20 protein-coding genes are annotated in these 21,275 nt (G+C 52.1%); 7 read left to right on the top strand and 13 right to left on the bottom strand.

Going from position 1 to position 21,275, the window contains the following annotated elements; translation table 11 throughout:
- Positions 1-43 precede the first annotated feature (43 nt).
- On the top strand, positions 44-3,685 hold the full coding sequence (locus tag ACAW87_RS19315) for an ABC transporter permease/M1 family aminopeptidase (protein ID WP_370725273.1): 3,642 nt from the start codon (positions 44-46) through the stop codon (positions 3,683-3,685).
- 183 nt (positions 3,686-3,868) lie between these two features.
- Here ACAW87_RS19315 and ACAW87_RS19320 read toward each other — a convergent pair whose 3' ends face one another.
- Positions 3,869-6,295 (bottom strand): TonB-dependent siderophore receptor, encoded by a 2,427-nt coding sequence (locus tag ACAW87_RS19320; RefSeq protein WP_370725274.1) that lies wholly within the window; start codon positions 6,293-6,295, stop codon positions 3,869-3,871.
- Between the two features lie 170 nt (positions 6,296-6,465).
- Between ACAW87_RS19320 and ACAW87_RS19325 the strand changes: the two genes are divergently transcribed.
- Positions 6,466-8,616: a molybdopterin oxidoreductase family protein gene (locus tag ACAW87_RS19325; RefSeq protein WP_370725275.1), complete on the top strand. Its 2,151-nt coding sequence runs from the start codon at positions 6,466-6,468 to the stop codon at positions 8,614-8,616.
- 64 nt (positions 8,617-8,680) lie between these two features.
- Here the strand turns inward: ACAW87_RS19325 and ACAW87_RS19330 are convergent, their stop codons facing one another.
- The 5 genes from ACAW87_RS19330 to mltG all read right to left on the bottom strand — a co-directional run bounded on the left by ACAW87_RS19330 (position 8,681) and on the right by mltG (position 13,233).
- Positions 8,681-9,319 carry an L-threonylcarbamoyladenylate synthase gene (locus ACAW87_RS19330; protein ID WP_370725276.1) on the bottom strand — a complete coding sequence of 213 codons (639 nt, stop codon included), beginning with the start codon at positions 9,317-9,319 and terminating at the stop codon, positions 8,681-8,683.
- A gap of 93 nt (positions 9,320-9,412) precedes the next feature.
- Entirely contained in the window at positions 9,413-10,432 is a 1,020-nt protein-coding gene (locus tag ACAW87_RS19335; protein ID WP_370725277.1) for a glycosyltransferase, read from the bottom strand.
- 238 nt (positions 10,433-10,670) lie between these two features.
- Entirely contained in the window at positions 10,671-11,627 is a 957-nt protein-coding gene (locus ACAW87_RS19340) for a YihY/virulence factor BrkB family protein (protein WP_370725278.1), read from the bottom strand.
- Between the two features lie 25 nt (positions 11,628-11,652).
- Positions 11,653-12,081, bottom strand: coding sequence for an acyl-CoA thioesterase (locus ACAW87_RS19345; RefSeq protein WP_370725279.1), 429 nt, complete (start codon positions 12,079-12,081; stop codon positions 11,653-11,655).
- A 108-nt stretch (positions 12,082-12,189) separates the two neighbouring features.
- Positions 12,190-13,233 carry an endolytic transglycosylase MltG gene (gene mltG / locus ACAW87_RS19350; RefSeq protein WP_370725336.1) on the bottom strand — a complete coding sequence of 348 codons (1,044 nt, stop codon included), beginning with the start codon at positions 13,231-13,233 and terminating at the stop codon, positions 12,190-12,192.
- Positions 13,234-13,531: 298 nt separating this feature from the next.
- Here mltG and ACAW87_RS19355 point away from each other — a divergent pair, with 298 nt between their 5' ends.
- The 5 genes from ACAW87_RS19355 (at position 13,532) to ACAW87_RS19375 (ending at position 16,344) form a co-directional block, all read left to right on the top strand.
- Complete coding sequence (locus ACAW87_RS19355; protein ID WP_370725280.1) at positions 13,532-14,239, top strand: head GIN domain-containing protein; 708 nt, start codon at positions 13,532-13,534, stop codon at positions 14,237-14,239.
- A 13-nt stretch (positions 14,240-14,252) separates the two neighbouring features.
- Positions 14,253-14,963 (top strand): head GIN domain-containing protein, encoded by a 711-nt coding sequence (locus ACAW87_RS19360; protein WP_370725281.1) that lies wholly within the window; start codon positions 14,253-14,255, stop codon positions 14,961-14,963.
- Between the two features lie 110 nt (positions 14,964-15,073).
- The gene (locus ACAW87_RS19365; RefSeq protein ID WP_370725282.1) at positions 15,074-15,469 is read left to right on the top strand and encodes a hypothetical protein; all 396 of its coding nucleotides are present in this window, start codon (positions 15,074-15,076) and stop codon (positions 15,467-15,469) included.
- Positions 15,470-15,552: 83 nt separating this feature from the next.
- A complete protein-coding gene (locus ACAW87_RS19370) occupies positions 15,553-15,858 on the top strand; it encodes a rhodanese-like domain-containing protein (RefSeq protein ID WP_370725283.1) in 306 nt (101 codons plus the stop codon).
- A 177-nt stretch (positions 15,859-16,035) separates the two neighbouring features.
- Positions 16,036-16,344 carry a rhodanese-like domain-containing protein gene (locus tag ACAW87_RS19375; RefSeq protein WP_370725284.1) on the top strand — a complete coding sequence of 103 codons (309 nt, stop codon included), beginning with the start codon at positions 16,036-16,038 and terminating at the stop codon, positions 16,342-16,344.
- 140 nt (positions 16,345-16,484) lie between these two features.
- Here ACAW87_RS19375 and ACAW87_RS19380 read toward each other — a convergent pair whose 3' ends face one another.
- The 7 genes from ACAW87_RS19380 to trxA form a co-directional block, all read right to left on the bottom strand.
- On the bottom strand, positions 16,485-17,690 hold the full coding sequence (locus tag ACAW87_RS19380) for an NAD(P)/FAD-dependent oxidoreductase (protein ID WP_370725285.1): 1,206 nt from the start codon (positions 17,688-17,690) through the stop codon (positions 16,485-16,487).
- A 236-nt stretch (positions 17,691-17,926) separates the two neighbouring features.
- On the bottom strand, positions 17,927-18,412 hold the full coding sequence (locus tag ACAW87_RS19385) for a DUF6691 family protein (RefSeq protein ID WP_370725286.1): 486 nt from the start codon (positions 18,410-18,412) through the stop codon (positions 17,927-17,929).
- 4 nt (positions 18,413-18,416) lie between these two features.
- Entirely contained in the window at positions 18,417-18,989 is a 573-nt protein-coding gene (locus ACAW87_RS19390) for a YeeE/YedE family protein (protein ID WP_370725287.1), read from the bottom strand.
- Positions 18,990-19,157: 168 nt separating this feature from the next.
- Positions 19,158-19,388 (bottom strand): hypothetical protein, encoded by a 231-nt coding sequence (locus ACAW87_RS19395; protein ID WP_370725288.1) that lies wholly within the window; start codon positions 19,386-19,388, stop codon positions 19,158-19,160.
- A gap of 5 nt (positions 19,389-19,393) precedes the next feature.
- Entirely contained in the window at positions 19,394-20,278 is an 885-nt protein-coding gene (locus tag ACAW87_RS19400; protein WP_370725289.1) for a sterol desaturase family protein, read from the bottom strand.
- Positions 20,279-20,337: 59 nt separating this feature from the next.
- Positions 20,338-20,937, bottom strand: coding sequence for a class I SAM-dependent methyltransferase (locus ACAW87_RS19405; protein WP_370725290.1), 600 nt, complete (start codon positions 20,935-20,937; stop codon positions 20,338-20,340).
- 9 nt (positions 20,938-20,946) lie between these two features.
- Positions 20,947-21,270 carry a thioredoxin gene (gene trxA / locus ACAW87_RS19410; RefSeq protein ID WP_370725291.1) on the bottom strand — a complete coding sequence of 108 codons (324 nt, stop codon included), beginning with the start codon at positions 21,268-21,270 and terminating at the stop codon, positions 20,947-20,949.
- Positions 21,271-21,275: the final 5 nt, after the last annotated feature.

Here is a 21,275-nt window from a genome sequence, read left to right on the forward strand (position 1 = left end):
AAAGGCGAAGCTTAATTCTGCATTCTTAATTCTTAATTACTATATGTTTTCCCACCTCTTCACCTTCGAAATCCGGTATTGGCTGAGGCAGCCGATGGTCTGGATATTTATGCTCGTTAACATCGTGATGTTTGCCTGGGCGGCGGCATCGGATGATCTGACGATTGGCGGCTCGTTTGGTAATATCTACAAAAACGCGCCCTACGTCATTCAAAATCAGTACGCTGTCTGGACCATCTTCGCCTTGCTGATGACAACCGCTTTTGTGCAAAACGCTGCCCTGCGCGACTTCACGTACAACAGCCACCAACTCGTATTCTCGTCGCCCATCCGCAAGATCGATTACCTGGCGGGGCGGTTTTTCGGGTCATACGTCGTAGCGCTGATTCCCTTCTTTGGTATCTCTATCGGTATTTTGCTGGGTACGTTGATTGGGCAGACCACGGGCTCCATGGAAGCAGAACGGTATGGACCGGTGGTCTGGTCGGCGCACGCCAACTCATTTCTGACCTTTGCGGTTGGAAACACCTTCATTTCAGGTACGTTCATTTTCATGCTCGCCGCCCTCAGCCGGTCTACGGTGGTGTCGTTTGTGGGCGCGGTGATTTTGCTTGTGGTGCAGGCGGTGGCGGGTAATCTGCTGGGCGACCTCGACAACGAAAATCTGGTCGCTTATTTCGATGCGCTGGGTTTCGGGCCTTTCGGACTGGTCACTAAATACTGGACGGTTGCCGATAAAAACACGCGGTCGGTTGGTTTGTTGGATGGCTACATGGGCATAAACCGACTCATCTGGTTCGGCGTGGGCCTCATCTGGCTGGGCATTACGTATGCTCGTTTCTCCTTCGCAGAGCGGGTAAGTAGTGGCGGCTGGTTCAAACGGAAGAAAAAAGGCGATTCGCTGCCGACCGATGTGGCTGGTATTGCGGTGTTCGGCACGCCACAACCGCTTCCCCGTGTTCGCATACATACAGGAGGAAGCGCCCAACTGGCACAGATGCTGCGCGTGGCCAAGACCGATTTCAACGGCACCATTCGGGGCGTAGCGTTTATCGTGATTATGATGGCGGGCCTGATCAACATGGGTTTCTCGCTTCGTTTCGCCGATGATTTTTACGGCCTGTATTCGTACCCCGTCACCTACAACGTCATTCAGACGATTCAGGGCACGATGGGCCTTTTCCTGTTTGCCATCATCATTTTCTATTCCGGCGACCTGATTTGGAAAGAGCGCGATGCTGATCTGGCGCAGATTTACGACTCCATGCCGCACCGGAACTGGTCGGTGTTTGTGGGGAAACTGCTGGCGATGATTGGCGTGGTGGCCCTTATTCAACTCGTTTGCGTGTTGGCGGGCATACTGGCGCAAACGTTGATGGGCTATACCGTTTACGACCTGAAGCAGTACGTTGTCGAGTTTTTTCTGATCAGTCTGTCGCGGTTGGTGCCAATTGTCGTCTTGTCGATGCTGATGCACACGCTGGTGAACAACAAGTACATCGCCTTTTTCGCGGTGGTCGTTTTCCTGATCGCGAATGGCTACATCTGGGGACCGCTCGACGTGCAGAGCAATCTGGCTCAGTTCAATGCCACGCCCAACTATACGTATTCTGACATGAACGGCTGGGGTCCGTATGTAGCAGCACTCGTCTGGTTCCGCACGTACTGGCTGCTGTTTGCCGCTTTGCTGAGCGTGGTGGCGGTGCTTTTCTGGGTACGTGGTAAAGACACGGCCTGGGCCAATCGCTGGCACATGGCTAAGCAGCAGTTCACTGGCCTGAACCAGCGCGTGACGTTTGGATTGCTGGCTGTGTGGCTGCTTGTGGGCGGATTTCTGTTCTACAATGCGCATGTCCTGAATCCGTTCGTGACAACCAAAGTGCAGGAAAAGCGGCAGGTGTCGTATGAGAAAACATACAAGAAATTCGAGAACCGGCCACAGCCCCGCATCACCGACGTTACCTATACCATCGACTTGTATCCCGAAGAGCGGGCTATTCAGGTACGTGGTCAATACGAACTGGTTAACCGGACCAGTTTTCCCATCGATTCGCTCCATGTGTTGCTGCCTAATCGCATGAATTACAGTATCCAGATTGCCGGGGCAAAACGGGTGTTGAACGACTCCATTCATCAGTACACGATCTACAAACTGGCCCAACCACTGGCGCCCGGCGATTCGCTGACGATGGCCTGGACAGCGCATCGGGCGGCGCGGGGAATCGAGAATGAAGTCGAGTTTGTGCAGCAGGTAAATCAGAACGGCTCGTTTTTCAACAACATGGATATTTCGCCGCAGATCGGTTATCAGAAAGAAGGCGAGATCAGCGGCAAGAATAGTCGGAAAGAATACAAACTGCCCGAGCGCGCCCGCATGCCCGCCCTGCAACGTACCTGCACAGATGCTTGTATGAACAGCTATATTGGTGGTAGTTCCGACTGGGTAAACGTGCGCACGACCATTAGTACAAGCCCCGATCAGATTGCCGTTGCCCCTGGCTCGCTTCGGAAAGAGTGGACCGCTAACGACGCCAAGGGACGTACCCGACGCTACTTCGACTATGCGCTCGATCATCCGTCGCTCAACTTCTACTCCTTCATTTCAGCTCAGTTTGAGGTAAACCGGAGCAAGTGGAATGGGATCGACGTGGAGGTGTACTATGATAAACAGCACCCTTATAACGTGAAAAACATGAGCGAGTCGATCAAGGGGTCACTGGCTTATTACACGGAAAACTTCGGGCCGTATCGGCACAAACAGGCGCGGATCATCGAGTTTCCGCGCTATGCGTCCTTTGCGCAGGCGTTTCCGGGTACAATGCCCTATTCGGAGAGTATCGGCTTCATTTCGAAAATCGACCCGGAGACCGATATCGACATGGTGAAGTATGTGGTGGCGCACGAAATGGGGCATCAGTGGTGGGCGCATCAGGTGGTAGGTGCCGAAATGCAGGGGGCTACATTGCTGTCGGAAACGCTGGCGCAGTATTCGGCCCTGATGGTGATGCAGAAAGCCTATGGTCGCGATCGGATGAAGCGCTTCCTGGGCTACGAATCCAACAGCTATTTAGGGGCGCGAGGCAGTGAAGCCGAGAAAGAAGTGCCGCTGGAGAAGGTTGAGAATCAGGGGTATATCCACTACCGTAAAGGCAGTCTGGTGATGTTCAACCTGAAGGAGTTCATCGGCGAAAAAGCCGTGAACAACGCCCTTCGTGACCTCACGACCGAGTACGCCTATCGCAAGCCGCCTTACCCAACGTCGTACGCCCTTGTCGATCGCCTTCGCGCCAACACACCCGATTCGTTGCAATCGACGATCAAAGACCTGTTCGAGCAGATTACCATTTACGATAACCGGGCCACGGCGACCACGGCTAAAAAACGGAAAGATGGCCAATACGATGTCACGGTGACGATTCAGACCGAAAAGCTACGCGCCGATTCGCTGGGCCGGGAAATGACCTTACCGCTCAATGACCTCATCGACGTAGGCGTGTACGGCAAACCAGCCGAGGGCAAGAAGATTGGGAAACTGCTGGCCATTCAACGTACCCGGATGAAGGCCAAAACAGGTACGTACTCCTTCGTGGTGAAAGAACTTCCCTACGAAGCCGGCGTAGACCCGCTCAGCTACCTCGCCGACCGCATTCCGGCTGATAATCTTAAGAAGGTGACGGGGTTGTAGATGTGAGCCGTATTAAATTACTACAATAGAAAGAGGACGTACCCAGGCAGGAGTATTGTAGTAGCAAAACTTGCTGACGCGTGGCTCCGCGCCCCGGGCTAGCATTTTTTGCTACTACACCTCAAATAAAAAAGGGACGTACCTGCGCAGGTACGTCCTTTTTTACTTGGTGATAATACAGTCTTACCACGTCCACGAAAGGGTGGCTGATACCTGACGGGGGGCAATGGGGTTGATGCTGTTATCGTCGTGAACGTTATAGCTCAGTTCGTTCAGCAGGTTGGTCATGTTGGCGCGGATGGCGTACCGGGCCTTAACGTACCCAACCGAGGCGTTTAGCTGGGTGAAGGCTGCCAGAGGAATCAGGCGGAAGACGTCGTTATTCACCGTCACGCGGGTAGACCGGCCGGCCTGACGGTCGCCCATGTAGAAAGCGGTGAGGCCCAGTTGTAGACCCTGTCCGAAGCCGGGGCGCTGCACGGTGTAGAACATACTGGCGTTGGCCGTGTGGTTCGGATTGTAGCGAAGCAGGCTACCCACAATATAGGTGTTGCTCTGCGTGTAGCGGGTTTCGTTATAGCTGTAACCGGCCAGAAACGATAGGCCCCGGAACGTCTTGCTCTTTACGTCGACCTCGACGCCACGACTTGTTACTTCACCGGCCAGTTCCTTAATGTTCGCGTTGGTGTTGCCATTTTCGAGGCTAGTCTGGGCCAAATTACTGTTTCTGATCTGGTACACCGTTGCATTGGCTGAGAGTAATCCGTTGAACAGGTCGTTTTTAATACCGGCTTCGTACTGATTGATGAATGACGGCGGCAGCGCATTACCCGCCACGTCGATACCCGTGTTGAGGGCAAACGAATTGGCGTAGCTCACAAACAGGGCCGTAGTCTGGCGGGGCTGATATACGAGCCCGAAACGCGGGGTAAAGGCATCGTCGAACGCGTTGCTGCTGGTGGCTTTCTGGTCGCTCAGGGTAGTGACCGTGCTACTGGTTTGCTGATAGCTCCAGCGCACACCAGCCAGTACTTTCCACTTGTCAGACAGCGCGATCAGATCCTGCACATACACACCTGCCCGGTTGATGGGAGCCTGCGTCAGCTGGCGAGCCGTGAGCGTAGGCACGTCGGTACGGATGCGGAATTTAGCCGGGTTGAACAGGTTTATCGTATCGTAAACGGCCAGTGGGTTATACGCTGTTGTATTCGTCCGGTACTGGTCGGCGTCGGCACCAACCAGCAGGGTGTGCTTGAGAGCGCCGGTGCTGATCTGTCCGGTCAAGTCAACCTGTCCGATCCAGTAGGTTTCGGCCACCTGGGTACGTTGCAGGCCACGAATCCAGTCGCCGTTGGCTTTGATAGCCTGACTGCTGGCATTGGGGCGGGCTGCGCTGAACAGTTCACTGTTGAAATTCTGAATGGCTCCCGTAGCCCGTACCTGCCATTGATCGGTCAGGCGGTGGGTCAGGGTGGCGGTGCTGCTTTTCTGTTCTACGCGGTTGTAGCTCCAGGGCGTGCCGATAAAGCGGCTTCGAGGTACGTCGGGAATCGAGTAGTTGATGGCGCCGATACCAAAATCGGGCGTCCGGTCGTCCTTCAGGTAATCGGCTTCCAGTAACAGTTCCGTGCGACTGCCGAGCTTGACCAGCACCGATGGGTTTACGTAAATGCGCTCGCCACGTACCTGATCGCGGAAGCTGCGGCTGTTTTCATAGGTGCCGTTCAGGCGGACCGCCACCGATTTCGACAGGCCACCGTACACATCGAACGACGGTTTGTAGAAACCGTAACTGCCGATCCGCATCGACACCTGACCGCCTGACTCGAAGCGGGGTTTCTTGGTCACCAGATTGAGAATGCCGCCAGCTGCCACGTTGCCAAACAGAATTGCCGATGAGCCCTTGAGCACTTCCAGCCGCTCCAGCGATGAGATTTCGGGCATCACGCCGTTGTTGTAGCGGACGCCATTTTTAAAGGTGTTGCTGCTATTGAAGGCAAACCCACGGCCCCCAATTTCTTCCTGATAACCTCCCGTTGTGCCCGTGATATACACGCCGTTGATGTTGGCCAGGGCATCGCTGAGGCGGAGTGTTTGTTGCCTATCCAGGATGTCGCGCTCAATAACGGCAACGCTCTGAGGCAGGTCCAGCGGACGAATGGCGACTTTACCCACCGTCAGCGGCACCTGGTTAGGCGATTTATAGCTACGTACCTGCACTTCGCCCAGTTGACGGGCCGTTTCCTGAAGCGTCAGATTGAGTTGTGTCGTTTGACCCGACTGAACCGTAACCAATTGCTCCTGCGTCTGTAAGCCGACAAAGGAGACTACCAGCGTATACTCGCCGGGAGTCAGCCGGAGGTGGTAGCTGCCATCGTCAGATGTGGTTGTTCCTTTTGAACTGCCTTTGACAGAAACGCTGACATAAGCCGCCGGCTGTCCATCCTGTGTGCTGATGCGGCCATGAACGGCACCGCGCTGATTATCGTCATCGTCGTTAGTTGTACGAATCCGAGAGGCGTGGGGTCGATTTGGGCGGGCAACGGTTGGGTTAGTGACTGCCAGGGCCGAGAAGAATAAAAGCGTTGAGGTGAGTATAGGTAAAGACATAGCAGGTCGATGTCGTTATTTAGAATCAGTATCGATTAGTCAAAGGTTATGTTTATTTAGATTTAATCAAAATAAAAAACAAGAACCAGCGGCGATTCCTGTTTTTGTCTGGTTTTTCAGCGGTAAAAGTCTTTTTTGTACCTTCCACCTTCTCAACAAATTCTTCCGCCGTGGCTGAACCAACCGATGAATTGCTGCAAACGCATTTCCGCGCCTGTAATCTCTGTGAGGCTATTTGCGGCCTGACAATCACACACCGCAACGGCAGCATCATCAGCATTGCCGGTGATCCGGCCGATCCGTTCAGTCGGGGGCATGTTTGCCCAAAGGCGCTGGCCTTGAAAGACATTTACGAAGACCCAAACCGGTTGCGGCGACCCATGAAACGGGTGGGCACCGATTGGCAGGAGATAGGCTGGGAACAGGCGCTCGATGAGGTGGCCGACCGGTTACGTCAGGTACGTGACACCCACGGCCCCAGCGCCATTGGCGTGTATGCGGGTAATCCGACCGTTCATAATTCGGGCTCGTTTCTGAGTATGCCGGGTTTTGTGAAAGCCTTGGGCACCCGAACGGTATTCTCGGCCTCGTCGGTCGATCAGTTTCCGCACCATTTCGCCGCCTGGCAACTGTTCGGCCATCCGTTGCTGATGCCTGTTCCTGATCTCGACAATACAGACTTCTGGCTCATTATGGGTGGAAATCCGATCGCCTCGAACGGGAGCATCATGACCGCTCCCGACGTGGCAACCCGGCTGCGGGCCATTCAGCAACGTGGGGGTAAGGTCGTGGTGATCGATCCGCGCCGCACCGAAACCGCCAAACGGGCCGATGAGCATCACTTTGTCCGACCCGGTACCGATGTGTTTCTGTTGCTAGCCATAACGCAGGTGCTGTTTGCCGAAAACTTGGTCAATCCCGGTCGCCTGAGCAGCGTCACAGATCATATCGATCTACTTCGCAACGCTGTTGCCGGTTGCACGCCCGAACGCGTTGCCCCGCTGACGGGCGTTGAGCCAGGTACGTTACTGCGTTTGACGCGAGAGTTTGCCAGCACGCCCCGCGCTGCGCTTTATGGACGCGTTGGCGTGTCGACTCAGGAATTTGGCGGGCTATGTCTGTGGCTAATCAATGTACTGAATCTGTTGACGGGCCATCTCGATGAAATAGGCGGTATGCTGTTCACCTCGCCCGCTATTGACCTACTGGCCCAACGGCCCGGTGTGCAGCGACCTGTTTACAATAAGTTCAACCGGTTTCAGAGTCGGGTGAGTGGTAAGGCGGAGTTTATGGGCGAACTGCCGGTGGCCTGTCTGGCCGAAGAAATTGAAACGCCCGGTCCCGGTCAGATCAGGGCCGTAGTAACCAGCTGCGGCAATCCGGTGTTGTCGACGCCCAACGGTCGTCGCCTCGATCAGGCGTTGGCCGGGCTGGAATTTATGGTCTCGGTCGATATTTATATGAACGAAACCACCCGCCATGCCGATTATATTCTGCCGCCACTAACGGGCGTCGAAACGGCCAATTATGACCTTACCTTCCACGTGCTGGCTATCCGGAATACGTCGCGTTACTCGGAGCCGATGGTGCCAAAGCCCTCAGGTACATTGTATGACTGGGAAATCTTCGAGAACCTGCGACTGCGGCTCAGCGACGTGCCCCGCGATGAGTGGAAACTGCAAGATCCAGCCAAAACCATCGACATGGGCTTGCGGTACGGCCCCTACGGACGCACCGGCCTAAGCCTCGATCAGTTACGCGACAACCCGCACGGCATCGACCTGGGGCCACTCCGCTCTCAACTGCACGAGCGGCTGCAAACCCCGGATGGGCGCATCAATGTTGCCCCCGCTTTATTCCTGGCCGATCTGTCCCGTGCCGAAGCCGCTCTGATACAGGCGACTCCTGCGCCCAATGCACCTCGCCCGCTGCTGTTAATTAGTCGCCGCCACCTGCGCGATAACAATTCATGGATGCACAATGCCCCGGTGCTGGTAAAAGGACGTAACCGGTGTACGCTGATGCTGCACCCCGACGATGCTACCCGGTTGGGTATCGCTACCGGTCAGGCGGTGCGGGTACGTTCCCGCGTGGGCGAGATCGAACTACCCGCCGATGTAACGCCCGATATGATGCCGGGCGTTGTGTGCATGCCCCACGGCTATGGCCACAACCGCCCTGGAACCCGGCTGGATGTTGCCCAACAACATGCCGGTGCCAGCGTCAACGACCTCACCGACGAAGCATTCGCCGACACGCTCACCGGAAACGCCGCCTTATCAGGCGTACCGGTCTGTATAGAAGGAATCGCACCGGATTAGGGTGTGTTTGGGGATTGAGAAAGGCTTTGGCGGGTCGGAGAACGACCGGAAAAAAGTGTATTGCTTATTCCCAGTCTACTTCGCCGAGGCCCTGACGGATCACCTCGAAGGAGTCGGTAGTAGCATTGACAATAGTAGATGGAGCATACCCGCCGTAGCCGCCATCAATCACAATGTCGACATCGTGGCGGTAGGTTTCGTAGATCAGCTCGGGATCTGTGCTGTAGGCAATGCCTTCGGGCAGGTCTTCAGGGCCACCTTCGCGCAGGGTAGTCGTAATGATCGGGTTACCCAACTCCTGCACAATCAGGCGTGGTATGTCGTTATCCGGCACGCGAATACCGACCGTTTTCTTGCTGGAATTGAGCAGCTTGGGTACGTTATTGTTCGCATCAAGAATGAACGTATAGGGGCCGGGGAGTAATCGCTTCATCAGTTTGAATGCTGAGTTGCTCACCCGGGCATAGTCGGCAATGTGGCTGAGGTCGTAACAGATAAACGAAAAATCATTCTTCTGCGGCTTAATACCCTTGATCCGGGCCACTCGTTCAACTGCCCGCGCATTATGAATGTCGCAGCCAAGTCCGTAGATGGTATCCGTCGGATAGATGACCACCGCTCCATCGCGAAGTGCCTTCGCCACCTGACGAATCCGGTTCATATCAGGATTTTTCGGATATAATTTTATGAGTTCAGCAGCCATAAATCAGTTATCAGTTATCAATGAACAGTTATCAGTTAACAATGGCTCCGCTCAGGTACGTTATTGGGCGAAGCCACTGATAACTGATAACTGTTAACTGTTCATTGTTAATCGATAGTAACGTCGGTACATGTTGTTTACGGGGAGGTGCATACGGCAGAGGAGCAGTATGACTCTTGTTGGCAATCCCACCGGTTCGATTCGCTCCAACAATTCGCCAAACTTTGCCGCCAACTGATACTGCTCGGCGTAAAAGCATTTGCGAATAAACTGCCGAATACGGTTGGAAAGTGCTTTTTTTTCGTCGGTTGTCTGGCAAAGGGCATATGCTTTCTGACAAACACGCCAGGTAGAATCGAGCAGTGCATTATCGGCCTGTACTATTTGTTGCCCCAATGAGTTAGGCAAAAGTCGTTTGTGCGTCAATACTTCGTCGATATACGCGTAACGATACGTACGGGCCGAACGTACCCAGAAGTCAAAATCTTCGTAGGCCAGCGTTTCGTCGTAGCCACCCAATGCCGTTAGCATACTGCGCCGCATCATCATCGTAGGCGTGTTGATAAAATACCGTGTAAGCACTTCCCGGAATATGTCGCCGGTAGGTACGTTTTCTGTCGTTCGCCCATCGGCCCGAACAGAATGGTGATGACGGATAAACTGATCAGCGTCGTCGATATAAGCAGCATTGGAGAATACCACACCGTAATAGGTGGGGAGCGACAAAAATTGTTCGATTTGTCGATTAATTCTATGGGGAAGCATAAAATCGTCGGCGGCCAGGTCGATCACATATTCACCAACGGCCACTGCCAACCCCTGATTGAACGCTTTGCACAGTCCCCGATTAGTTTTATTTTGAATAAATCGGGTGTCTGGAAACTGCTTGCAAAAAAACGTGATCTGCTCTACCGACTCGTCTGTGCTGGCATTATCGATAACGATCAACTCGATGTTTGGGTACGTTTGCTCGGCTACTGATTGAAGACACCTCAGAACATATCCGGCCTGGTTGAAGCAAGTACAGATCACTGATACCCAGGGCTTATGCTGATTGAGGAAAGGAGCCATGGGAATGCTGACGCCCGCCTGGGTTATCCGTTTACGATTCATATTACCAATTCATGTTGGAGAAAGTAGTATAGAATACTATACGATATGAAAGTAACAGGTTACCTCTGGCTTAACGCTTTATTTTGAGTGAGCGGAAATTGTCAGGTTATTTTTAGACGATAATTGATATTTGGCACAGTTTTTCGACACTATGTATGTAAGCGGATCGGGCGGCGTGCCAAAATGCCTGCCACCCGGCCGCTATCACATTTATGGGTTAGGGTTCGCAAATGCCACTTCACGTGTTGGAGGTGGCATTTGTTGTTTTCCGGGCAACCGACGGGTTCTTGTCGCCTTCCAGGTCAAACAAGACCACATTCATCTCATACCCAAGCACCAGCAACAGGCAAACGAGATTCGTCCAGATCATCAGAGCGATTAATGTACCAATGGAGCCGTACACTTTATTATAAGAACTGAAGTTGGAGACGTAATAAGAAAACCCGAGTGTAGTTAGTACAATCAGTACCGAGGCGGTTGTTGAGCCGGGTGTGATAAACGTCCACTTCATGTTCACGTCTGGTCCGTACTTATAAATGACGGAAACTACACCCACGAACACGGCAAATACCAACAGATACCGGGCAATTTTAAGTACGTAGTAAAAAACGATATTATTGAAAACGCCGAATTTAAGCAGGTAATCGATCACCACGCCTCCAATGACGAGAAGGCCAATGGCCAATACCAGTGAAATAGCCAGGGCTACTGTGAGCACCACGGCAATGCCCCGTTTAGCCAGAAAGCTACGCCGTTCGGGCATATGGTGCGATGCGTTGAAGGCATTCATCAACGCTACCATACCATTGGTTGCTGAATACAGAGCCAACAGAAAACCAAATGACAAGACTCCGCCACGCGGCTGACTGACAATATCCTTTATAGTTGCCCCTACCGAATCGAACGTACCTGATGGCAAGGCCTGGGCAAAGAACTGCAAAATCTGCCCTTCCAGATCAGGAATAAAATTGATGAATGGAATCAGCGTAAACAGGAAAATAATGGTCGGGAAAATGGCCAGGATAAGACTGTAAGCTACCGATGAAGCCCGTTCGCTAAGGTCGTTGTCAGTGATCTTATCGGTGATCCTGCTCAGAAAACTGTACCAGTCGTTGGTCGAGTTGAACGCGTTGTGTGAACGTAGCCAGACCCGAGCCCCAGACAACGCTTTCAAACTCATCAGTTTTTGAAACATAAGCTAACTGGTTTTGGACATCCTTTTATACTATGCCAACTTCAGGTTCAAAAAAAGGTTTGAGGTGGTCGAGCAGCGTAGCGGGAGCCGCCGAGAGCCGCCCTGTGTCGGCACGCTGGAACACGAGCGTAGTTTGTCCTGTATTCAGCAAGTCACCGGCTTCGTTATGAATAGCGTACTGAAAGATGATTCGGGCGCGGGGTAGTTCGGGAATGGTTACCGTTACGGTGAGCAGATCATCATACCGGGCGGGCTTCAGGTAGCGCGACGTGTTTTCGTAAACCGGCATCATAATGCCCGACGCTTCCATCTCTTTATACGAGAAACCTAAGCTACGCAACGCCTCTACGCGCCCAATTTCGTAAAACCGCGCATAATTGCCGTAATACACGTACCCCATCTGGTCAGTATCAGCATAACGTACCCGGAAAGGAGGAACAAGGAAGGAAAACAAGGGATTTACGATTTACGAGGTACGAATTACGATTTTTGCGCTGCCACTTACTGAGACTTCGCTAAGTGGCAGCGCAAAAATCGTAATTCGTACCTCGTAAATCGTAAATCATTTCATGATTTTCCGTTCGGTCAGAGCGCGCTGGTAAATGCGGGCGTTGGCCATGTGTTCGGCCATGTTGCGCGAGAAAGTGTGATAACCTGAGAAATCGGCTTTGGCGACGAAGAACAGGTAATCGTGTTCCTCGGGGTTCAGCACGGCGTCGATAGTACCGGGCGGCGGCAGGTTGATTGGTCCCGGTGGCAAACCGCCATACATGTAGGTGTTGTAGGGGCTGTTGAACGCCAGGTGTTTGTTTAGTACGCGCCGGATGGTGAAATCATTGTTGGCGAAAACAACGGTAGGGTCGGCTTCGAGCTTGATGCCGCGTTTCAGTCGGTTCAGGTATACACCGGCCACGCGGGGTTGCTCGTCGGCCTTTATGGTTTCGGCCCTGACAATCGACGCCAGCGTTTGTACTTCGGTCTGACTCAGGCCCAGGGCATCGGCTTTGGCTTTGCGGGCGGGCGTCCAGAATTTTTTGTACTCATCGGCCATCCTGTTCAGCAGGGCTGTTGGTTTAGCCGTCCAGAACATTTCGTAGGTATTCGGAATGAACAGGCAGATGATCGTGGTGGTATCCAGGCCGTAGCGTTTGCAGGTGTCGGGGTTGTTGAGGAGGGCACGAAGTGGCTCGGGACCAAATGCAAACTTGTTGCCCACTTTTTCGATGAGCTCACTTTTCAGCCGGATGCTGCTGTTAAACGTCAGCTCGATAGGGTCTTGACTACCGCTACGGAGTTTCTTGATAGCCTCGTAATTGCCCATGCCCGGTTTCATGCGGTAGTGGCCTGTTTTCACCCGCTCAGGGTATTTCATCAATTTCGAGACGAACCGAAATGTCATCTCATTTTCGAGCACCTTATTTTTTTGAAGTGTATCGATGACCGATTCAAACGTGGCGCCTTTGGGAATGTACAGCGAAAACGTCTTGGCGTCGTCGGTATGGGCGTTAATGTTGGGCGTCTTGGCGAGTTGCCAGCCGTAGAACGTAAATGAAACGAATAGTACCGTAAAGGCGAGGTAAAGGCCAATTTTGGTGTTGCGCGACAGTGTCATTGGTATAAGAGGGCTGATGCGTTATTCCGAAGCAAAATCCTGCTCCGGTAAAACAACGACGCAAAGGTACAGTCCCAACGCAACAATGCGCCGACAAGCCATTTTTTGAAAAAGTTTGAGAGATGGCTTCCTACAAGAAATGTTTTTTGACCTGTTAAGCTTGTAAATCCTGTCAAAAAAAATAACCTGTCGAAAAAGAGCAGCTACCAGCGCAATGGGCCGTTTGTCATAAAAAGGCTGCAACCTTTCAGAGGTATCCTGCATCTTTCCGCTACACAACTCTATACGCCCAATGAAAACGCCTCTACTAATCACGTACTTGGCCATGAGCCTTAGCCTCAGTTCCTGCCTGTCGGCGCAGGATGTCGACAGAAAGCAAACGTTTTCGGGCGTATCTGCCCTCGACGTAAGCGCTGGCGTGAACGTGTACCTGACTCAGGGAAACACCGAATCGGTGCGCATTGAGGCAAAGGGTTTCGACGATGATGAAGTTATCTGTGAACAGCGTGGTAGTAAACTGGTGCTGGGCGTTCGGCGGCAAAACGGTTGGAAAAGCATTTTTGGTCGAAATGGATCTGTGAAAGCCTACGTAACCATTAAAAACCTGAACAGCATCGATGTATCGTCGGGGGCTGATCTGGAAGGGGAGACCAATCTGGTCGTTGATGAACTGACGTTGAACACGAGCAGCGGTGCCGATGTTGATTTAGACGTTAAAGTCAACCGCATGACTGTATCGGTCAGTAGTGGTGCCGACGTTACGTTGAGGGGGTCGGCCGCGAAATTAACGGCCTCTGCCTCGAGCGGAGCCGATCTGGACGCCGATAAACTGGTTACCGACATCTGTTACGCCGAGGCATCAGGTGGTGGCGATGCACGAGTGTATGGCCGAAAAGAGCTGTACTTGCGGGCATCGGGCGGAGGCGACGTTTCGTATAGCGGACCGGGACAACTGGTGAGCCGTAAAACATCGGGTGGCGGCGATATTAATCGGGATTAAACAAGAGAAACGAATGAAAATGAATGGTATGCGGCTGTTGGTAGCCTTTTTTGCGTTGGCAATCAGCCCAATTTATGCACAGAATGTTACACTGAATCCGAAGGTCGCCGACTTTTCGGTGTTGAAAGTAAGCTCAGGTGTACAAGTGTTTCTGACGCAGGGAGATGCGGAATCGGTGAAGATCGAGGCCAAAGGATTCGAGGAAAAAGACATTGTGGCTGAAGTAGACGGCCGTGAGTTAAAGATCAGCATTCGTTTGCAAGGCTGGCTGGGCAAAAACAAAGCCGATAAGAATACAAATCGCTACGTGAAAGCCTACGTAACGGCCCGTCAACTCAATGAGATTACCGTGTCGGCGGGTGCGCAGCTAACGGGTGAGACACCGTTTCAGGCTGAGAAAATTGGCTTATTTGCCAAATCAGGATCGCAACTGACCATGAACCTACAGGCTACCGATGTGGAGCTAAGTTCAGGGGCGGGGTCAACGGCCACGGTAGAGGGGGCGGCCAAAACGGTTATCGCTTCGGCATCGGCCGGGGCTACCATTGATGCTAAAGCGCTGACCTCAAACACCACACAGGCCGAAGCAACAAGCGGTGCCACTGTGCGCGTGTACGCCGAAAATGAATTGTTTATGAAGGCCTCGACGGGCGGTAGCGTTACCCACAGCGGCCCCGGCCGAATCGTCAGCCGCAAAACCTCGCTGGGTGGAAGCGCTGATTAGGGGAAATGTCATTAAGTGGTCATTATGCTTCTCTGTCATTAAATGGTCATTCGTTGTCATTTATCGTAAAACAAAAAATGACTACCTAATGACAGCGAAGCGTAATGACAATGAATGACAACGAATATCACATTGAACCCGGCATTTTACCACTGGTTGACGCACTGAACCGAACCGGGCTACTACAAACTTTTTCGAGTTGTGAGGGACACTTCGCGCCCGAGGAGCAACGCATGCGCGACCGAAATCATGCTGAAGTTCGGTTTCTGCCCGAACCAAATGCCAGGCTTGAGCCATGGCTGGGTACGTTGCTGACCCGCTTCAAAACCTGTCATGGGCTGATGCCGGTCACCGTAACTGGCTACAAACTGTTCACGCCCATCGACGAAGAGGCCGTTGACGAAACGTACGTGATTGAACTCCGGCCCTTCAACCGATTCGATCCGCCCGTCACCAAACGTGCTGATGTTGATCGCGCTGTGCTCCAACTGGCAGCGCTGATATAGATCAGCAGGAAGCTGTGATAAATATCATCTTTACTTGATGAGTGACTGAGGAGATTTGTGGTCTCTCTAAACTCGCTACAAGGATGTTGAATTTTTTAAGGACTGTTTTCGGCAGCACCGGGAATAATAAGCTTAAACAAGTGCTGGCGCAGGGGGCGGTCGTCATTGATGTTCGCTCACCCAACGAATTTGCTACCGGTCACGCCAGGGGTGCCGTCAATATTCCCCTCGATCAACTAAAATCGAAAGTCATACAGTTGAAAAGCTATCAGAAGCCGATCGTACTGTGTTGCGCCACCGGTATGCGTAGTTCACAGGCCCGACTGATCTTGCTTGAACAAGGCATTACCCACATGTTTGATGCCGGTAGCTGGCGAAATCTGAAGTAAGGGATTTTGGATACTGGATATTAGACGCTGGACTAAAACGGCCTTGGGGGAGACTTGTTTTTTATTCAAGATCCAGTATTCAACGTCTACCATCTACTATCCTTTCGTGATAAAAGTCACGGATAACAAGTTGTTTACCAGCGTGCTTTGTGTCATCAATCTTAAAATAAGACAACGATGATAAATTTAGTCAAAGCCGTCTTTGGCAGAGCAGGTAACAGCAGTAAACTCGACGAAGTACTGGCTCAGGGAGCGGTAATTGTTGACGTTCGTTCGGCGGGCGAATTTGCCAGTGGGCATGCCAAAGGAGCCGTAAACATTCCCCTCGATCAGTTAGAGGCGAAAATGAGCAAGATAAAAGGCTACAGACAGCCAATTGTGGTTTGCTGTGCGTCGGGTATGCGTAGTGCCCGGGCCAAAGCGTTTCTGGCTGGTCAAGGCATAGCCGATCTGCACGATGCCGGTAGCTGGCGCAATTTGAACTAGCAAGTAGTGTAGATATAAGCCAATAGCGCGGGCCACATAGCCCGCGCTATTGGCTTACTCATTGATGGGGTAAAAGGGTTCACCAGCCGAGGGTACTCTGTGGTATTTGTCACGAATTGACGCTGATACTAATCAGATTTTCAGGCTTTACCGGATAGTATACGGTTCCAATATAGCCACGGAAGCAGGTATTTCTTCATGAGCCACATGCTCCAGCGGGGCACAGCCTGATTGAACGGGAAGGTCATTTTGGGCTTGTTGGTGTAGTCAAATTCAGCCAGCATCAGCTTGCCATATTCCGTCGGAATAGGGCAGGCTGTGTAGCCATCGTACTGCGCATCTGATTTGGTTTTGTAGAGATGAGCCAGAATATGCTCGACCATGACTGGTGCCTGTTTCCGAATGGCCGCGCCGGTTTTCGACGTAGGTACGTTGCTTACATCACCGCACGCAAAAACGTTGTCGTATCGGGTATGCTGAAACGTGAATTTGTTTACCTCGACCCAACCCAACGCCTGCGCCGGATCGGCCAACGGGCTGCTCTTGATAAAATCGGGTGCCGACTGTGGTGGCGTTATATGCGCCATATCGAACCGGATCGATTGTTTCACCAACTCGCCTCCTGCGTTCTTCCCTTCGAAATAGATCATTTTGTTGGTACCATCTACTTCGGTTACGTTTTGCGCGTAATGTGTCTTGATCCGGTAGCGTTTCAGCAAACCTTCGAGCGTTTGGGCAAATTCTTTCACGGCAAAAATGGCCCCGGCTCCAGAAATGTAATGCACCTCCGTCTTGTCGAGCACACCGTTTTTGCGCCAGTAATCGCAGGCCAGGTACATGATCTTATGGGGCGCGCCGCCGCACTTGACAGGTGTGGTGGGATTAGTAAATACCGCCGTTCCACCCTTGAAATTTTTGATCAGTTCCCAGGTGTAGGCTGCCGAGTTGAACGAATAATTGCTTGATACCGAATTCTTCCTCAGCGTTTCCGTCAGTCCATTGATCTTACTCCAATCGAGCTGAATGCCCGGCACTACCACCAGCGAATCGTAGCCGATCACATCGCCGCTCCGGCAGGTAACCTGGTTTTGATTGGGCTGAAAGGTTACAACGGCATCTTTAATCCAGAAAGCCCCTTCAGGAATATAATCGTGTTCTGGTTTTTCGGTGTCTTGAATGGCAAACTGACCTGCGCCGACCAGTGTCCAGGCGGGCTGGTAGTAGTGTTTCACCGACGGCTCGATAATCCCGATTTGCAGGGTCTCATCTTTCCGTAGTAGCTGGGCTGCTGCCGACAGACCGGCGTTACCGCCACCAATAATCAGCACTTGATAATGTGGTGTCATTGTCCAGGAATAGTTTAGTTTTCCTAAACATAGGCCATGAAAAAGCGGCGGTCTGTAACATTAGTCACACACTGCCGCTTCAGGCGTCAGGATTCTTTTTTTGACAGGATTTGCACGATTTTTCGCTTGTACCGCATAACTCTGATGCAAAAACAAATCCTGTGAATCCTGTCAAAAAAACCTTTTTAAATCTTGTCGACCAGACAAGTTGCTCGGCGAAAACTATATAATCGAGGTCAGTTTGGCAGTTTGTCGCGAAGCAGCCCATACGTCCATGTGCCGCCAATGGCGCTCAACAGCGTGGCAATGACCACAACGTAACCACTACCAATTTGGGCGAATAGCGGACCCGGACAGGCACCCGTAATGGCCCATCCCAAGCCGAACAGCAAACCGCCGTAGACCTGACCTTTGTTGAACGTTTTGGGGTGAAATTCTACGGTTTCGCCCGACAGGGTTTTGATGTTGAATTTTTTGATCAGCAGAATCGAAATCATGCCGACCATAATAGCCGATCCGATAACGCCGTACATATGGAAACTCTGTAATCGGAACATTTCCTGAATGCGAAACCACGAAATAATTTCGGCTTTTACGAAAACAATGCCAAACAGAATTCCCACAATCAGGTACTTGACGTTAGCCAGCCCGGTCTCTGACTTTTTCATATCGTTGGGCGCATCACACACCAACGCCTCCGGAATTTCTTGTATCTGTTGCATACTGTTAAACCAGTTTCAGGATAAAGGGTAAAATCAAGTGAGTCATGGCAAAGCCGCCGACCATGAAGCAGCAGGTAGCTACTACCGATGGCCATTGCAGGTTGGAAATGCCCATGATGGCGTGGCCCGATGTACAACCACCAGCCCAACGAGTGCCGAAGCCAACCATAAAACCACCCAACACGAAGAAGATAAGCCCTTTAATGGTAAACAGGTTTTCGGTAGCGAACAGGTCGGCGGGCATCAGCCCCGAAAAGTCATTGATACCCAGTGCCCGCAGATCAGCCTCAGTAGCCGTTGACAATTGGAACGCGTCGGGATTGGCCAAAAACATGGTAGCGATAAAGCCGCCAACTAACGTACCCAGCACGAAAACCAGATTCCAGATTTCTTTTTTCCAGTTGTAGCTGAAAAACGGAATATTGGCAGGTATACAGGCCGCGCAGATGTGGCGGAGTGACGACGAGATGCCGAAAGATTTGTTACCAATCAATAATAACGTTGGAACGGTAAGCCCAATCAAGGGGCCGGCCACATACCAGGGCCAGGGCTTACGAGCGAGTTCAAAAAAATCCATATAGTTGGTTATAGCGATGATTAATAATCAAGACTGGTTATATATAAACGCCTGTACCTCAAAAGCGTTCAGTAATCTGATGAGCGCAAAAAACGCCCAGACCTGATTTGAATCATGCGAAACTAGCCCACTGTTTACGGCTAGTTTGTGACAATTGTTACACAGAGCTTATTTACGGGTCAAATACCAGATCGAATAGCCAATCAGGCCAACCCAGGGCGCGCCGTGAAACAATAGGTCACCCCAATCCATGAGCGTCATGCCGTTGGCACCGCCCATCAGCCAGCGCAGTTTCCCGATCAGGTGGGGTTCGGGCAGAAAAGGAGCCAGCCCCAGCGTAAGACAGGCAAACGCTAATGAGCGGAAAATTCGGGTTTTATAGAAAGGAGTAGTTGCCATGGACACTATTGTTGCGGTTTATTCTTGTTCCACGGATACAGCAACTGATTCAGCAGCGTTTGTGGAAACTCATGCATGCCCGAGAAGCCTAATTTAAGGTGATTGCCATTGTAGGGCTGGTAAGCCGTTTTGAACAGATAATCCCAGATACTCAGGGTGATGCCGTAGTTGATGCCTTCGGGCCGATCTTCGGGCAACACATCGACATGGTGCCAGAGGTGCATCTGTGGGCTATTGAACACGTACCTGAGCGGCCCCAACGGCAGGTTTACGTTGGCGTGGTTGAAGTGCCCGATGGCCAGCGTGAAGATATGAACCAGGAAAAAGTCCTGAATGCCAAAACCAATCATCGCCAGCGGAATGTACTCGAACGTGCGGTAAATGATGGTTTCCATCCAGTGGTAGCGCAGGTGCGCGGCGAACCCCATCTGCTTAACGCTATGGTGTACTTTGTGAAACTCCCACATCCACGGAACGTGGTGCAGCAGGCGGTGAACGTTCCACTGCACAAAATCACGCACCAGAAACAGCGTTAGTAACTGTGCCCAGACTGGCAGCGCCTGTACGTTGATAGCCACCAGATTACGGACGCCGAACAGGGCCAGAAAATCCGTGAACGCCTGTACCCCCACGTTCGAGAAGGCATTGTAGCCAATGAGCGAAAACAGGAAAAAGTTGAAGAACAGGTAAAAGGCGTCGAGCCAGAATTCCTGCCGGATAATGGCCTGGTCTTTGCGCCACGGAAACAGGATTTCGAGTCCCCAAACAGCCATTGATAAGCCTACCAGCCAGTAGAAATAATTATGCCAGGTAGGGTACAGAATTTCGTTGACAAGGTAGTTGAAGTAGCCCGAGTACCCGTTCGTGATAGCGTCTATGTAGCGTTCCATGACTTAGCGACTTTTCTGACAAAGTTGCCCTGTGTATGGGTCCGGTTCCGTGATAGATGTCACACAGGAAGAGTCGCTACCATCCGCAGTACACAGGCGGTGCCGTGGTGGAAAGGACCTTCGTCGAGGTCGGTATATACTTCTTCGAGCTGAAGGATGTCCAGGCCTTTAAAATCCTGAAGCAACTCGGTGCGGCTGTAGAGCATATCGGAGTTCTGCGGCCCGCCTGAATTTCGGCCGAGTTGCTCTTTGTGAAATGCTTCCAGTACGATTCGCCCCGACGGTTTCAGCCAAGAAATAAGGCGTTGGTGAAAGGCACTACGCTCGGCGGGCGGCATATGCACATACACCAGCCCGATGAGATCGTAAGTGTTTTCGGGAACTGTAAAATCCTGCAGTGTGCTGATGTTGTACCGAATACTGACACAGGCACCACCTGCCAATTGCAGGGCTTTATCGCGGGCGGCTTCGCTGAAATCAAACGCGTCGACGGCCCAACCCTGCTGAGCGGCATACACGGCGTTGCGGCCTTCCCCTTCGGCGGGCAGTAACATACGGCCCGGCTTCAGCGGCTGAAGGCATTCGCTGAAAAACGCGTTTGGCTGTGTGCCATACGCGTAGATTGGACTGCTATAACGTGTATTCCAGAATTCGTTCATGAGAAGTAGTTAAGCCGCACTTGTTTCAGCTTGCCTGATTACCTGCTCCAGTTGGTGAACAGGCACCACGCCCGACTGCCTCCAGATGATCTGTCCTTTCCGAAACAGGATCAACGTGGGCACGCCTTGTATCTTGTAACCACTGGCGGCCGCCGGGCTTTTATCAACGTCTATTTTCAGGATACGTACCCGATCACCCATACGAGCGGCCAGGTCTTTCAAAATAGGCGCCATTGCTTTGCAGGGGCCGCACCACTCGGCGAAGAAGTCGACGAGAACAGGTGTTTCACTTTGAATAATTTCGTTAAACGGTTGTCTTGCTGGCGTATCCATAACGA

The organism is Fibrella aquatica (genome assembly GCF_041321135.1).
Classification (GTDB): domain Bacteria; phylum Bacteroidota; class Bacteroidia; order Cytophagales; family Spirosomataceae; genus Fibrella; species Fibrella aquatica.